Here is a 13,357-nt window from a genome sequence, read left to right on the forward strand (position 1 = left end):
GGTAGCGTCGGGAGCGACGGCACCGCGACGGCGAAGGAGGCCCCCGCTCATGTCCCTGACTCTTGTCGAGAAGCTCCACGAGGCGGCAAACATCTGGACGTTCCGCTTCCGCAGTGACGAACCGCTCGTGTGGGAGGCCGGGCAGTTCGTCCAGGTCGAACTCCCCCACGAAGACCCCGACGACGAGGGCACCGCGCGATGGTTCACCAACGCGGCCGCGCCCTACGAGGGCGTCATGCAGATCACCACGCGGGTGACGCGCTCCACCTTCAAGCAGGCGCTCTCGCGGCTGGAGCCGGGGGACGCCATCGAGCTGAAGGAGGCCCCCGACGGGGACTTCACCTGGGAGGAGACCGACGTCCCCATCGTCTTCGTCGCCGGCGGAATCGGTGTGACGCCGTTCCACAGCATCCTCAAGCAGCGGTTCCACGACGGCGAGCCCCTCGCCGTCACGTTGATCTACGGCAGTGGCTCGGACGACGTGGCGTTCGGCGACGAACTGGCCGAGTGGGAGGAGTCCGACCGGTCACTGACCGTGCATCGGGTCGTGGGTGAGCCCCTCACAGTCGACGTGCTCACCCGCCTGGTGCCCGCGCTGACGGACTGCCTGGTCTATGTGTCGGGTCCGGAGCCGATGGTCGAGGAGCTGGGCGAGGCGCTCCGCGACGCGGGGCTGCCGGACCCGCAGCTCAAGGAGGACTTCTTCCCCGGCTACACCGCCGAGGACATCTGAGCCCACGACCGCATGGTGGCCTCGAGCGGCTCCGTGGGCCGGCCCAGCAACCGGGCGAGGTCGCCCGTCGTCGCATCCAGGGCTCCCTCGCGGATGCTGCCGTTCATCTCGACGATGAACTGCGCCGTCGCCTCGTCCAGCCCGGCGCCGAGCAAGAGATCGCGCTCGTCGTCGGAGCTCAGGGGCTCGTAGCGCACCGGGGTGCCGAGCACGAGCTGGGCAGTGCCGGCGAACTCCTCGTAGCTCCACGCGGTATCGCCCGAGAGCTCGTAGACACAGCCCTCATGGCCCGGCGTGGACACCACCACGGCGGCGGCCTCGGCGTAGTCCCGGCGCGGGGCCGTCGCGAGCCGCCCGTCACCCGCGCTGTTGGCCACCACCCCGCCGTCCCGGGCGGCGACGAAATCCTGGTAGTGGTTCTCCGTGTACCACCCGTTGCGCAGCAGGGTGGCGGGGATGCCGGACTCGCGGATGAGTTCCTCGGTGGCCCGGTGGTCGACGGCGAGTCCCAGGATGGTGGTCGGCGCCATCAGCACCGACGTATAGGCAACGTGTCCGACCCCGGCCCGGCGTGCCGCCTCGACGGCGTTGGCATGCAGCGGGAGCCGGTGACCCGGGTCGCTCAGCGAGATGAGCAGCAGGTCCTGCGCCCCGTGCAGCGCGGCGGCGGTGGCGTCGACGTCCTCGAGGTCGAGCGGAGCTGTGCGGACCCCCCGCCGCGCCAGGTCGCTGAGCCGTACGGCGTTGCGCCCCAGGGCGAGGATCTCCTCGGCGGGGGTCCCGCGGTCCAGGAGAGCCGCGACGGTCAGGCCGCCCAGCTGTCCGGTGGCTCCGATGATGGCGATGGTCATGGCTCTCCTCGTCGTGCGATGCGACGATCCTAGGCCCGCCCGAGCCATTCCCGGCAGTGGCCCGCCCAGCGGTCGAGGGCCGCGTCGGAGTAGGCGCTGGTGTACAGCTCCGTCTCCCCGTGGAGCCGGATGTAGCGGATCCCAGTGGTGGCGTCGCTCATGGTCGGCCAGACACCGGCGCTGTCGGCGATGACCATGGCGACGTCGTGCTCCCGCAGCAGGTCGTGCGCCTCCGCTGACTCGAAGCTGGGATGGCGGGGCTCCAGCACGTGGCTCAAGGGCCGCCCGACGGCGACGCCGGGCGCCGGCGTGGGCCGAGAGCCAGCACGCCGGAGGCGAAGAAGTTCGCCAGCGCGGCGTCGACGTCGTGGAGTTGCTTGAGATGCGTGATGTACCGGGCACCCTTGACGGCGAAGACGAAGTCGTCCGGTGTCGCGGCCGCCCACGACCGGTACGAACTCGGACGTTGGAGCGAGTAGAAGGACCCGTTGATCTCGACGGAGTTCATGCGTCCCGCGAGGTACTGCAGTTCGTCGCGCTGCCTCAGCCCGGGCGGATAGAAGTCCCCGCGCCACCGTGGGTACCGCCATCCCGAAACCCCGATGCGACACTGAGCCATGCCAGGGAGCGTAGCCGCCGCCCTCCGGGGAGAAGCGAGAAACCCCCGCCGGGGCGGGGGTTTCTTTGATCCGGTGGACCTAGCGGGAGGCTTGTCGAAACTTACCCCGGCACTGGCGCGGATGGTCGCGAGCCACGGAGCTATTCGCAGGCGTGCGTGTCCACCACGCCCACGGAGGCGTAGCCTCCTTCAGCTGTCTCGACCGGATGAGGCTGCCCTTCAGGAGGCGGAAACTGCGTACCTGTCGGGGCGGTCGTTGAAGGCGATCGCGAAGGAAGTTGGGATCGGGCATGAGCGGTTGTCGCGCCTCCTCCGCGAGCGCGGAGTCAAGCTACGGAACCAGTCCCCTACTCGGGAAGAGACTGCTCAGATGAAGACTCGCTACACCGAGGGCATGTCACTTGAACGCATTGGAGCAGTGCTGGGCTACTCGCCTGGCACTGTCAGGGCTCATCTGCTCGCCGCCCAGGTCGTCATGCGCGACTCGCATGGGCGATAGGCCTGCGCGATCAGGCCGATCTGTAATCGTCGGGCCTGGCTTCCACTTCGTCGAACAGCGCGTCGTGAACGAGGAGGCGGGCCTCGGCGCTGAGCGTCCGATCCGAGTGTCAGTCTTCCGCTTACTTGCCGACGTCGATAGCCACGCCGGAGAGATCGTTCCAACCTTGCTGGTTACTTGCCGACGTCGATAGCCACGCCGGAGAGATCGTTCCAACCTTGCTGGGCCTCAACGCAGCTGGCTGGAGCGCCGTCACGGTGCGACCAGCCTCAACATCAGGATCCCTGAACGGCTCAGCGGGCGGGGGCAACCTCCGGTGGGGCGGCTGCCCCGGCGCGGCCCGGGATCGCGCTGAGCATCGGCTCGCCGCCGTCAAAGCCGACCTCGTCGCGCGCGATTCGGGCGAAGACGATCGCGTCGTAGTCGCCCGACTCCCACGCCACGGCCAGCGCGCCGTCGGGAAGCTCGAGGGCCACCGAGTAGGCGCAGGCGCCGTCGTCGATCCCGAGGGCCGGTGTCCACGTCTCGCCGCCGTCGGCCGACCGGCGGATCGCCAGCTCGCGTCGCTCGGACGGATGGTTGAGGATTGTGGCGACCACCTGGCTCCCCCAGCGGGACAGCCCTCCATTACACGCGGGGTCGACGAGCTGCTCGTGGGCCACCGGGGGGCCGAACGTCACGCCCCCGTCGTCGGACACGGCCCAGCGACGACGCGGAGTCGCGCGGGCGTGCAGCAGGACGCGTCCGCCGGGCAGCTCGATGACCTTGTTCTCGTCGCAGTCCGGGCCGATGCGCTCGCCGAGCGCCCACGTGGTGCCGTCGTCGTCGGAGTAGGCCATGGCGGCGAAGTGCTGCCCGGCCGCAGTGCGGAGCACGAACGGCTGGAGCAGTCGGCCGGCATGGGCACCCTCGCGCAGCGTCAGACCGTTCCCGGACGACGCGAACATGCCCGTCACGTCGTCGGGCTTGAGGCTCGCCGTGAGGTCTCGGTGCTGCCAGGCTTGGCCGTCGTCGAACGAGGAGGCCAGCCAGAGGCGCAGCCCCTCACCGGCGCCCGGCTCGGCGTCGAAGAAGCTGCGGCCTGCCGAGGACACGTACCAGCAGTGCACGACGCCCGGGCCGACGACGAAGCTCGCATCCCCGAAGCCCTCGGAGGCGGTGTGCCGGCGCAGCACCCGCAGCGGGCCCCAGGAGTGCCCGAGGTCGTCGGAGCTTCTGTACACCACATCGAAGGGTCCGGGCAGGTCGCGCCAGTCGGCGCGCACGTCCCAGGCGGCCAGCAGCCGGTAGGCGGGCGTCACGGCCAGGGCCGGGATGCGGTAGCAGGGGCTGGTGAAGGCGGCGCCGTCGAACGGGTCACCGCGCTGGGCCAGCACGGAGGTGATCACGCCTCGGCCACTGCCTGCGCGAACCACGACGTGATGGTGGTGGGGTGCGTGATCGCGGTGCCGACGACGACACCCCAGGCCCCGCGACGGATGGACTCCGCGGCGTCGGCGGGGCTGTGAACACGGCCCTCGACGAGAACGGGGCGGTCGGCCAGGGCGATGATCTCGTCGATCGCCTCCCAGTCCGGGCCGTCGGTCTTCGGGCGCTCGCCCGAGTAGCCGACCAGCGTGGTGCCGATGACGTCGGCCCCTGCCTCCTGAGCCGCAGCGGCGTCACCGGCCGACCCACAGTCGGCCATGACGAGGACTTCCGGGAAGCGCTCCTTCAGGCCGGCGACGGTCTCGGCCAGTGTCCGGCCGTCGGGGCGATCGCGGCGGGTGCCGTCGAGCGCAACGATCTCGCAGCCGGTCTCCGCGACCGCGATGCAGCTCTCGAGCGTCGGCGTGATGTAGACGCCGGTGGCGCCCTCCTTGACCAGGCCGATGATCGGCACGTCGACGGCCGCGCGGATGGCGCGCAGATCGTCCAGGCCCTTCGCCCGGATCGCGGCGGCGCCGCCGGCGACGGCGGCCTGGGCCACCTGGCTCATCGTGCGCGGATCCAGCATCGGCTCGCCGGGGTACGCCTGGCAGGAGACGACGAGCTGGCCGCGGAGGGAATCGAGGATGGCGTTCATGTGAGGCTCCTATGGTGAGGATGGGCAGCGACGGAGTCGAGGGCGCGCTTCGCGGCCCCCAGGATCGCGGCGGAGGGACCGGCCGCTGCGGGCAGCACCGGAATGTCGGCGAGGATGGGCACGAGTTCGTCGCGGATGGTCCGTCGAAGCGGCCCCCACCAGACGTCGCCGGCGAGCGCCACTCCCCCGCCGATGACGACGCAGGCGGGGTCCAGCACGGTGACCAGCCCGGCGATCGCGCGCCCGAGCGATGACGCGGCGCGCTCGACGACGGCGAGTGCCTTCTTTTCGCCGGCCTCGGCGCGGGCCATGATGGCCCGACCGTCGACGCCGTCGACCCCGTACATCCGCTCGATGGCAGGCCCGGCGGCAACGGCCTCGAGGTGGCCGGGGCGGCCGCAGGCACAGTAGAGGCCCTCCGCGCCGGGGGTGGGGACGTGCCCGATCTCCCCAGCGACGTGGTGGGCGCCCGTCCAGAGGCGACCATCGAGCACGACAGCACCCCCGACGCCGGTGCCGACGGCGACCATCAGCACCGAGCCGTGGTCACGCGCCGCGCCCAGCCACTGTTCGCCCAGCGCGTGGGCGTCGACGTCGTTGATGACCTCGATGGGGCGGTCGGACCAGCCGCGGCGCTGCCGGAGGCCGCCCGCGACGTCGGTGCCGACCCAGTCGGAGAAGGTGTCGGTGGCCGAGATGATCCGGCCGACGGTGGCGTCGACGACGCCCGCGGTCCCGACGCCCAGGCCGACGGTGTCGTCGCCCCCGACCCGGCGGACCAGGTCGGCAACGACGTCGAGCACTGCCTGTCCCCCACGCAGGGCGGGGGTGGGGGCGGAGACGATCTCACCGAGCGTTCCGTCGGGGGCGACCCGGGCCGCGGCCGTCTTGGTGCCCCCGAGGTCAACCCCGACGACGTGGCTCATGCCAGCAGCCCGACCTCGCGCAGGATCGTCTCGATACCGGCGACGTCGTCGCTGGCGAGGGGCTCCATCGGCGCCGGCATGGCGCCGGATGCGATGATGCCGAGGCTGGCCAGTGCCTGCTTGAACGCCCCGATGCCGCCGGCGTCGCCGGAGCGGCCCTGCGGGACAAAGGCGATCTCGAACAGACGCGCGATGCGGTCCTGCTCGTCGCGGACGGCCACCCAGTCGCCGGCCTGCGCCGCGTCCCACATGCGGGCGTACCCGGCGGGGTCGACGTTGCCGAGTCCCGGCACGGCGCCGTCGGCGCCCAGCAGGAACATCCCGTCACACATGACCTCGTGGCCGGTGAGGAGCTCGAGCGGGTGCCCGGCGGCGCGGTTGGCGGCCACGAGGCGGCGGAAGCCGACGTCGTCGCCCGAGGAGTCCTTGACGCCCGCGATGACGCCGTCCTTGGCCAGGTTCATCAGCGTGGCGAGGCCGAGGTAGCTGTGCACGCGGACGGGCACGTTGTAGGCGAAGACCGGCACCCTCACCGCGTCGGCGATGATCCGGAAGTGACGCTCGATCTCCGCGACGTCGTTGAGGGCGTACAGCGGGGCGGTGACGACGACTGCGTCGGCCCCGAGGTCCTCGGCGCGCTTGGCGGTCTCCGCGATGCGGCGGGCGGTGAAGTCGGGCGTACCGACGAGCACCGGGACGCGGCCGGCGGCGCGCTTGACGCAACGGGCGGTGACCTCGTCGCGCTCCGAGTCGGTCAGGTAGGCCACCTGCCCGGACGAACCGAGGATGAAGAGGCCGTGCAGGCCGCCGTCGATGAGGTGGTCGACGAGCCGATCGAGGCTCTCGAAGTCGACCGAGCCGTCAGTGTGCATGGGCGTGATGACCGGGGGCACGATCCCGCGGAAATTGGGCATGGTGATCTGTTGTTCCGTTTCTCTCTTAGAGGAGTGAAGGCACGGCGCTGAGCAGCGTCCGCGTGTACTCGTGGGTGGGGTTGGCGAAGATCTGGTCGGCCTGTCCGGTCTCGACGATCTGCCCGGCCAGCATGACTGCCATGCGGTCGGAGATGTAGCGCACGGTGTTGATGTCGTGGCTGATGAAGACCAGCCCCAGCCCGAGCTGGTCTTTCAGGTCGCTCAGCAGGTTGAGCACCTGGGCGCGCACCGACACGTCGAGGGCCGAGGTCGGCTCGTCGGCGATGATGACGTCCGGGTCCAGCGCGAGCGCGCGGGCGATGGCGACGCGCTGCCGCTGCCCGCCGGAGATCTGCCGGGGCAGCACGTCGAGCGCCGATTGCGGCAGACCGACGAGGTCGAGCAGCTCCTTGACCCGCTTCTCCCGCTCGGAGGGCTCAAGCACGCCGTGCACCTTGAATGGGTCGAGCAGCGTGTCGCGCACGATCATGCGCGGGTTGAGAGCGGTGGCCGGGTCCTGGAACACCACCGAGACGGCGCGCCCCAGCTTCTTCCGGCCAGCTGCGTTGAGCTTCATCTGTTCGCCCTTGAAGCGCACCTCGCCGGAGGTGACGGGCTGGAGGCCCACCATCACTCGCGCCAGGGTGGACTTGCCGCAGCCCGACTCGCCCACGAGGCCGAGCGTCTCGCCCTTGCTGACCGAGATGTTGACGCCGTTGACGGCGTGTACCCGGTCGGGGCGGAACAGCTTGCCGGTGCGCGACTTGTGGACGACGTGGACGTCGCGCAGGTCGACGACGGGGGTGGTGCTCATCGCAGTCCCTCCTTCTCCAGCAGGGCGTCGAGCTCGCTGGTGCTCGCGTAGAAGTGGTCATCGGTGCCGGGCACCAGATGCAGGGTCGGTTTCTCGGTGAGGCCGGCCTGCGGGTGCGAGGAGCGCGGGGCGAACCGGTCGCCGGCGACGAACTCGCGCGGGCTGGGCACGACGCCGGGCACCTGGTGCAGGCGGCCGGTGCCGGACTCGATCGAGAGCACCGCGCCGAGCAGGCCGCGGGTGTACTCGTGAGTCGGGTTGGTGAGCAGCTCCCTGGTGACAGCCTGCTCGACCACCTGGCCGGCGTACATGACGGTGATGCGGTGCGCCACCTCGGCGACGAGCGCCAGGTCGTGCGACACGAACACCATCGCGAAGCCGAGCTTCTCGCGCAGCTCGTTGAGCAGATCCACCACCTGAGCCTGGACGGTGACGTCGAGGGCCGTGGTGGGCTCGTCGGCGATGACCAGGCGCGGGTTGCGGGTGAGCGCCATGGCGATCAGCACGCGCTGGCGCTGGCCGCCGGAGAGCTCGTGGGGGTAGGACTTGAGCGTGCGGACCGGGTCGAGCCCGACGAGCTCCAGCAGTTCCTCGGCCGTGCGCTGGCCGCCCCGCTTGGTGAGCTGCTTCATCTGCGCGCGGATGAGCATCGACGGGTTGAGCGAGCTCAGCGCGTCCTGGTAGATCATGCTCATCTCGTGGCCGCGCAGATCGTTGCGCTCCTTCGGGTTGAGCGTCAGCAGTTCGCGACCGTCGAACTTCACCGAGCCCTCGATGCGGGCGTTCTCGGGCAGGAGGCCCATGATCGCCATGGAGGTGATCGACTTGCCGCAGCCGGACTCGCCGACCAGTCCCATCGTCTCGCCTTCGCGGACGGTGAAGCTCACGTCGTCGACGATCCTCACCTCACCGTGGGCGCCGGGGAAGGAGATCGAGAGGTTCTTGACCTCCAGCAGCGGCTTGGCGTCGGGGTTGGCGAGCACCAGGCGGTCGCTGCGGGCCAGTTCGGCCTCCTTGAGCGCGGCCAGACGTGCCTTGAGGGACTCGACCTGCGAGACGTGAGAGGCTGCGATGCCGGCTGCACCGGCCTCACCCTTCAGCTTGTCCTCGTCGGACTGCACGTTGACCTTGGTCTTGATCCGGGGCGACGCGAACGAGTCCGTGAGTCCCTCGGACAGGACGTTGAGGCTGAGGGTGGTGATCAGGATGAACAGGCCGGGGAAGAACGTCACCCACCAGTGGCCGGACAGCAGCAGCGCCTTGCCTTCGGAGAGCATGTTGCCCCACGTGGGGGCGTTGACCGAGCTGATGCCGGTGCCGATGAACGACAGCGACGCCTCGAACACGATGGCGTCGGCCACGAGCACCGTCGCGAACACGAGGATCGGGGCCAGGCAGTTACGCGCGACGTGCTTGAAGAGGATCCACCACGTCTTGGCGCCCATCACCTTGGACGCGGCCACGTAGTCCTCGCCGAACTGGGAGAGCACGTTGGCGCGGACCACGCGGGTCAGCTGCGGGACGTAGAGGAACGCGATCGAGATGACCACCACCGGCAGCATCGGCAGCCTCGACGAGAGCGCGGTCACCATGACGGCGGCCAGGGCGATGCCGGGGAAGCTCATCACGATGTCGAGCGTGCGCATCAGGACTTCGGAGACCGTCTTGCGGGCCGTGCCGGCGATCGAGCCCAGCACCGCCGCGACGACGAGCGCGAGGCCGGTGGCGGCCAGCCCGACCAGCAGCGAGACCCGGGTGCCGTGGAGGACGCGGGAGAACGTGTCGCGGCCGCGATCGTCGGTGCCGAAGAGGAACTCGCCGTCCGGCGGGATCGCGGTGTCGGGGATGAGCTGGGTGCCCACCCCTTCGATGGTGACCTCGGAGTAGACGATCTTGTCTTCGGGCACGAGGCCGGAGGCTCCCGGGTCGAAGGGGGCGACGAGGGGCGCGAAGACGGCCACGAGCGCGAGCAGCGAGATGACCGCCAGCGCGATCTTGGAGGCGACGGGCAGCGCCCGGATCCCCGCGAACCGGAGGCCCGGCTGCTGAAGCTTCTTTCTGGACTCAGGCGACAGCATCAGATGCTCCTGATTCGGGGGTTGACCAGCACGTAAAGCAGGTCGACCACCAGGTTGATGATGATGAAGGCAAGCGCGATCGTGATCGTCACACCCTGGACGATGTTGACGTCGTTGCGCATGATGCCCTGGAAGATGAGGTTGCCCATGCCCTGGATGTTGAAGATCATCTCGATGACCACGGCGCCGCCCATCATGTAGCCGACGCGCAGGCCCAGCACCGTCAGCGGCGTGATGAGCGCGTTGCGCAGCACGTTGCGCGCCACGACGATGTGCTTCGGGATGCCGGCGCCGATGGCGGTGCGCACGTAGTCGCGGTCGAGTTCCTCGACCATGGCGGTGCGCACGACGCGGGTCAGTGAGCCAGACAGCGGGATGGCCATGCCGACAGCGGGCAGCGTGACCTGGTTGATGTAGCCGGCGGGATCGTCGGAGAAGTTGATCCAGTTGGTGATCACGGCGGGGAACCAGCCGAGGCCACCCGGGATGTTGGCGAACCACTGGATGAAGAGCAGCGCCAGCCAGAACGACGGCGTGGCGAGCGACGCGATCGAGACGAACCGGATGACCTGGTCGGGCCACTTGTCGCGGAAGAGCGCGGCGATGATGCCGAGCACGAGCGCGATGATGACTCCGAGGAACAGGCCGATGAACGTGAGCTGCAAGGTGATGGGGAACGACCTCGCCACCATCTCGCCAATCGGCACGCCGGTGAAGGACTCGCCGAGGTCACCCTGGACGAGGCCGCCAAGGTAGCGGACGTACTTGACGAGGAGGGGGTCGTTGAGGTTGAAGCGCTCACGGTAGTTCTCGAGGGCCTCCGGCGTGGCCGACTCGCCGAGGGCGAGCCGAGCGGGGTCGGCGGTCGACAGTGACATCACCAGAAATACCAGCAGCGTGGCGCCCAGCACCATGATGGGCATAGCCAGCACTCTGCGCAGCAGGAGGCGGATGAAGTTGGACACGGCGTCGTAAGTTCCTGATCTTCAGTGGGTGCAGCCGTCTTCGGGGCAGGCAGAAGGGGGGCCGGCCGGGCTGCGGGCCGACCCCCCTCTCAGTCGGGATTGACTACTGGGTGGTGCCGACGTCCACGAAGGACAGGCCGGTCACGGCGATCGGCTTGAAGTCGACCAGCGTCTCCGCGTCGAACGCCGTGGGCGTCTTGCGGTGGAACAGCGGGTACAGCGGCAGGGTCTCGGAGACCAGGTCGAACGCCTGACCCCAGAGAGCCTGCTGCTCGTCACCGGTGGCCGCAACGGCCTGGTCGAGGAGCTCCTGCATCTGGGTGTGGGACTCCTGGCCCTTCCAGTGCATGCGCGTGTCGGTCCAGACGTCGCCGCTGTACCACCAGCGCAGCAGAAGGTCCGCGTCGTCGCCGAACACCGACGGGTCGCCGGGGGCCACCACGATGTCGAATGCGTTCGGATCGCTGTCGATGGTGCCGTAGACGTCAGCCGACTGCTTCTCTTCGTAGTTGACGGTCAGGCCGGCGGCCTCGAGCGACTCCTTGATGATCGGGCGCACGGCCGCGAAGAAGTCGTGGTTCGAGGCGAGCAAGCGCACCGAGGTCAGGCCGGTCTCGGCGAAGAGGGCCTTGGCCTTCTCGACGTCGAGGGTGTAGACGGTCGACGCCTCCTGGTAGGAGGGGTGCTCCTTCTGGAGGAACGACGTGGCCGGGGTGGCCAGGTCGGCCATGCCTACCTTGGTCATGCGGTCGTAGTCGAGCGCGTACATGACGCCCTGACGGTTCTTGACCTCGTTCATCGGGGCAAGCCCCATGTTGAACATCATGAAGACCAGCCCGAAGCCCTGCTCCGCGGCAACCGAGCCTTCCGCCAGTCCATCCTCCTCGGCGCCACCGACGATGCCGTCCGCGGACGGTTGCAGGGGGTCTTCATCGTCGTGGTCGCGGGCGGGCCGCGGCTGGCCGACGTCGTCCACGGAGGGGCGGCCGAAGTAGTCGGTCCGGCGTGGGCCACGGGCGGCGGCGGCCTGCTGGTGCTGATCGGCATCGCAGTGGTCGCCGTGGCCTCCCCCGCCTTCCGCCGCTACCGCGTCGACCTGAACGAACGTGCACACTAGCTGAACAGCCCTGCACGCATTCCCAGGTGAACCCGGCGAGTGCTTCTTGACTAGCGACGATGCCCAGCGGCCCCAGTGAAGGGCGCATTCGGCGGCCGACCCCGCCCTTTTGGGCTAGGTTCCCGAAGAGGGGACGACGGGGTTCCCGCACCACTGTGAAAGCGGGGTTGACATGGATGTCAACGAGATCATCGTGTGGATCTTGATGATCTGCATGGTCCTGGGCGGTATCGACAGGGCAATCGGCAACAAATTCGGGTTGGGCGAGAAGTTCGAAGAGGGATTCATGGCGCTAGGCCCCCTCGCGCTGGCCATGGTCGGCGTCATGTCGCTCTCACCCGTGCTGGCCAAGCTGCTGAACCCGATCGTGGGCCCGCTGTACACCATCGTGGGGGCCGACCCGGGCATGTTCGCCGGCACGCTGCTCGCCAACGACATGGGTGGCTACCCCCTGGCTGAGCAGTTGTCGGTGGATCCCATGGCCATCAACCTCTCCGGCCTGATCCTGGGCGCGATGATGGGCCCCACCATCGTCTTCACGATCCCCGTGGCGCTGGGCATCATCGACAAGGCCGACCGCCCCTTCCTCGCCAAGGGCATCCTCGCCGGCATCACCACCATCCCCATCGGAGTGCTCGTCGGTGGCTTGGTGGCCGGCATGCCTGCGGGTTTCGTGCTGGTCAACCTCATCCCGATCGTCGTCGCCGCGGTTCTCATCGCAGTGGGGCTCTGGCTCATCCCCGACGGCATGACGAAGGGTTTCGAATGGTTCGGTAAGGGGTTGGTCTTCGTCATCTCCATCGGCCTGGTCATCGGTGTCTTCGAGCAGATGACCGGCGTGCAGATCATGCCGGCGGGCTGGGAACTCATCCCGCCCACCGAGGGGCTCGCAGTCGTTGGCAGCATCGCCATGATGCTGCTGGGCGCGTTCCCCGCCGTGCACCTCATCATCACGTTCGCCAGCAAGCCGCTGGCCAAGGTGGGCAAGCTCATCGGCATCAATGACGCAGCTGCTGGCGGACTCATCGCCACGCTCGCCAACAACATCCCGATGTTCCAGATCATGAAGGACATGGATCCGCGCGGCAAGGTCGTCAACGCGGCCTTCGCGGTGAGCGCGGCCTTCGCGTTCGGTGACCACCTCGGCTTCACCGCCGGTGTCAACCGCGACATGATCTTCCCGGTGATCACCGGCAAGCTCACTGCCGGTATCCTCGCCGTCGGCGTGGCCCTCCTGCTGTTCTCCCGCTCGCTGCCTGCGGCCACCGAGGCCTCCTCTCACCACGCGCACGGGCACGTGCCCGACGCCACCGAGGACCTCGCTGACGCCTCCGGGGACCCCGACGTGGCGCTCGACCAGACGCACGAAGACGCCGACGGCTTCGGCCGCCGAGCGGCGCACGGGATCGACGACCGCAGGGCAGACACCGACGTGAGACGAGGCGATGTCCGATGAGGATCGCCAGGGTCGTGGGTAACGCTGTGTCGACCATCAAGGTCGACTCCCTGCACGGAAGCAAGCTGCTCGTCGTGCGGGCCGCCTCCCCCAGCGACGAGCCCTACGGGGAGCCCTTCGTCGCCGTCGACGCAGTCGGCGCCGGTGAAGGCGAACTGGTGCTCATCTCCGAGGGCAGCGCAGGGCGCTACACCCCGCACACCGCTGACGCCCCCGTCGACGCCGTGATCCTCGCGATCCTCGACTCTCTCGACGTCGGCGGCCAGATGACGTTCCGCAAACACTGACCATCCACACGCACGCTTCACGGAAGGGAGGGA

General features: G+C 69.1%; 14 protein-coding genes. 3 read left to right on the forward strand and 11 right to left on the reverse strand.

Going from position 1 to position 13,357, the window contains the following annotated elements:
- The first annotated feature begins 49 nt into the window (after positions 1 to 49).
- Positions 50 to 733: a ferredoxin--NADP reductase gene (locus BCR15_RS10620; protein WP_068752164.1), complete on the forward strand. Its 684-nt coding sequence runs from the start codon at positions 50 to 52 to the stop codon at positions 731 to 733.
- Here BCR15_RS10620 and BCR15_RS10625 read toward each other — a convergent pair.
- The 11 genes from BCR15_RS10625 to BCR15_RS10675 form a co-directional block, all read right to left on the reverse strand.
- Positions 712 to 1,584: an SDR family oxidoreductase gene (locus BCR15_RS10625; RefSeq protein WP_068752165.1), complete on the reverse strand. Its 873-nt coding sequence runs from the start codon at positions 1,582 to 1,584 to the stop codon at positions 712 to 714. The two genes, BCR15_RS10620 and BCR15_RS10625, sit on opposite strands and share 22 nt — an antisense overlap.
- A gap of 29 nt (positions 1,585 to 1,613) precedes the next feature.
- Positions 1,614 to 1,853 carry a DUF72 domain-containing protein gene (locus BCR15_RS15565; protein WP_068752166.1) on the reverse strand — a complete coding sequence of 80 codons (240 nt, stop codon included), beginning with the start codon at positions 1,851 to 1,853 and terminating at the stop codon, positions 1,614 to 1,616.
- Between the two features lie 5 nt (positions 1,854 to 1,858).
- Positions 1,859 to 2,203, reverse strand: a complete 345-nt coding sequence (locus BCR15_RS15570; RefSeq protein ID WP_500809113.1) for a DUF72 domain-containing protein — start codon at positions 2,201 to 2,203, stop codon at positions 1,859 to 1,861.
- A gap of 792 nt (positions 2,204 to 2,995) precedes the next feature.
- Entirely contained in the window at positions 2,996 to 4,090 is a 1,095-nt protein-coding gene (locus tag BCR15_RS10640; protein WP_068752168.1) for a sialidase family protein, read from the reverse strand.
- The gene (locus BCR15_RS10645) at positions 4,087 to 4,767 is read right to left on the reverse strand and encodes an N-acetylmannosamine-6-phosphate 2-epimerase (protein ID WP_068752169.1); all 681 of its coding nucleotides are present in this window, start codon (positions 4,765 to 4,767) and stop codon (positions 4,087 to 4,089) included. Before BCR15_RS10645 ends, BCR15_RS10640 begins: the two co-directional genes overlap by 4 nt.
- Positions 4,764 to 5,693, reverse strand: a complete 930-nt coding sequence (locus BCR15_RS10650) for an ROK family protein (RefSeq protein WP_068752170.1) — start codon at positions 5,691 to 5,693, stop codon at positions 4,764 to 4,766. The genes BCR15_RS10645 and BCR15_RS10650 overlap by 4 nt, the downstream gene beginning before the upstream one ends.
- Positions 5,690 to 6,607 (reverse strand): dihydrodipicolinate synthase family protein, encoded by a 918-nt coding sequence (locus BCR15_RS10655; protein WP_068752171.1) that lies wholly within the window; start codon positions 6,605 to 6,607, stop codon positions 5,690 to 5,692. The genes BCR15_RS10650 and BCR15_RS10655 overlap by 4 nt, the downstream gene beginning before the upstream one ends.
- A 25-nt stretch (positions 6,608 to 6,632) precedes the next feature.
- On the reverse strand, positions 6,633 to 7,421 hold the full coding sequence (locus tag BCR15_RS10660; RefSeq protein WP_068752172.1) for an ATP-binding cassette domain-containing protein: 789 nt from the start codon (positions 7,419 to 7,421) through the stop codon (positions 6,633 to 6,635).
- Positions 7,418 to 9,499 carry a dipeptide/oligopeptide/nickel ABC transporter permease/ATP-binding protein gene (locus BCR15_RS10665; RefSeq protein WP_068752173.1) on the reverse strand — a complete coding sequence of 694 codons (2,082 nt, stop codon included), beginning with the start codon at positions 9,497 to 9,499 and terminating at the stop codon, positions 7,418 to 7,420. The genes BCR15_RS10660 and BCR15_RS10665 overlap by 4 nt, the downstream gene beginning before the upstream one ends.
- Entirely contained in the window at positions 9,499 to 10,464 is a 966-nt protein-coding gene (locus tag BCR15_RS10670; protein WP_068752174.1) for an ABC transporter permease, read from the reverse strand. The genes BCR15_RS10665 and BCR15_RS10670 overlap by 1 nt, the downstream gene beginning before the upstream one ends.
- 103 nt (positions 10,465 to 10,567) lie before the next feature.
- The gene (locus tag BCR15_RS10675) at positions 10,568 to 11,578 is read right to left on the reverse strand and encodes an ABC transporter substrate-binding protein (protein WP_228383392.1); all 1,011 of its coding nucleotides are present in this window, start codon (positions 11,576 to 11,578) and stop codon (positions 10,568 to 10,570) included.
- A 175-nt stretch (positions 11,579 to 11,753) separates the two neighbouring features.
- Here BCR15_RS10675 and BCR15_RS10680 point away from each other — a divergent pair, with 175 nt between their 5' ends.
- Together BCR15_RS10680 and BCR15_RS10685 are read left to right on the forward strand one after the other, a co-directional pair.
- Entirely contained in the window at positions 11,754 to 13,037 is a 1,284-nt protein-coding gene (locus tag BCR15_RS10680; protein WP_068752175.1) for an ethanolamine utilization protein EutH, read from the forward strand.
- Positions 13,034 to 13,324 carry a EutN/CcmL family microcompartment protein gene (locus BCR15_RS10685; protein ID WP_068752176.1) on the forward strand — a complete coding sequence of 97 codons (291 nt, stop codon included), beginning with the start codon at positions 13,034 to 13,036 and terminating at the stop codon, positions 13,322 to 13,324. The genes BCR15_RS10680 and BCR15_RS10685 overlap by 4 nt, the downstream gene beginning before the upstream one ends.
- Positions 13,325 to 13,357 lie beyond the last annotated feature (33 nt).

Origin of the sequence: Tessaracoccus lapidicaptus (assembly GCF_001693815.1) — a bacterium.
GTDB lineage: Bacteria > Actinomycetota > Actinomycetes > Propionibacteriales > Propionibacteriaceae > Arachnia > Arachnia lapidicapta.

Excerpts from the sequence above, each read along its gene's own strand:
- BCR15_RS10620 (WP_068752164.1), top strand. The coding sequence starts at position 50 with ATGTCCCTGACTCTTGTCGAGAAGCTCCACGAGGCGGCAAACATCTGG.
- BCR15_RS10655 (WP_068752171.1), bottom strand. The coding sequence starts at position 6,607 with ATGCCCAATTTCCGCGGGATCGTGCCCCCGGTCATCACGCCCATGCAC.
- BCR15_RS10680 (WP_068752175.1), top strand. The coding sequence starts at position 11,754 with ATGGATGTCAACGAGATCATCGTGTGGATCTTGATGATCTGCATGGTC.
- BCR15_RS10645 (WP_068752169.1), bottom strand. The coding sequence starts at position 4,767 with ATGAACGCCATCCTCGATTCCCTCCGCGGCCAGCTCGTCGTCTCCTGC.
- BCR15_RS10650 (WP_068752170.1), bottom strand. The coding sequence starts at position 5,693 with ATGAGCCACGTCGTCGGGGTTGACCTCGGGGGCACCAAGACGGCCGCG.
- BCR15_RS10685 (WP_068752176.1), top strand. The coding sequence starts at position 13,034 with ATGAGGATCGCCAGGGTCGTGGGTAACGCTGTGTCGACCATCAAGGTC.
- BCR15_RS10625 (WP_068752165.1), bottom strand. The coding sequence starts at position 1,584 with ATGACCATCGCCATCATCGGAGCCACCGGACAGCTGGGCGGCCTGACC.
- BCR15_RS10665 (WP_068752173.1), bottom strand. The coding sequence starts at position 9,499 with ATGCTGTCGCCTGAGTCCAGAAAGAAGCTTCAGCAGCCGGGCCTCCGG.
- BCR15_RS10660 (WP_068752172.1), bottom strand. The coding sequence starts at position 7,421 with ATGAGCACCACCCCCGTCGTCGACCTGCGCGACGTCCACGTCGTCCAC.
- BCR15_RS15570 (WP_500809113.1), bottom strand. The coding sequence starts at position 2,203 with ATGGCTCAGTGTCGCATCGGGGTTTCGGGATGGCGGTACCCACGGTGG.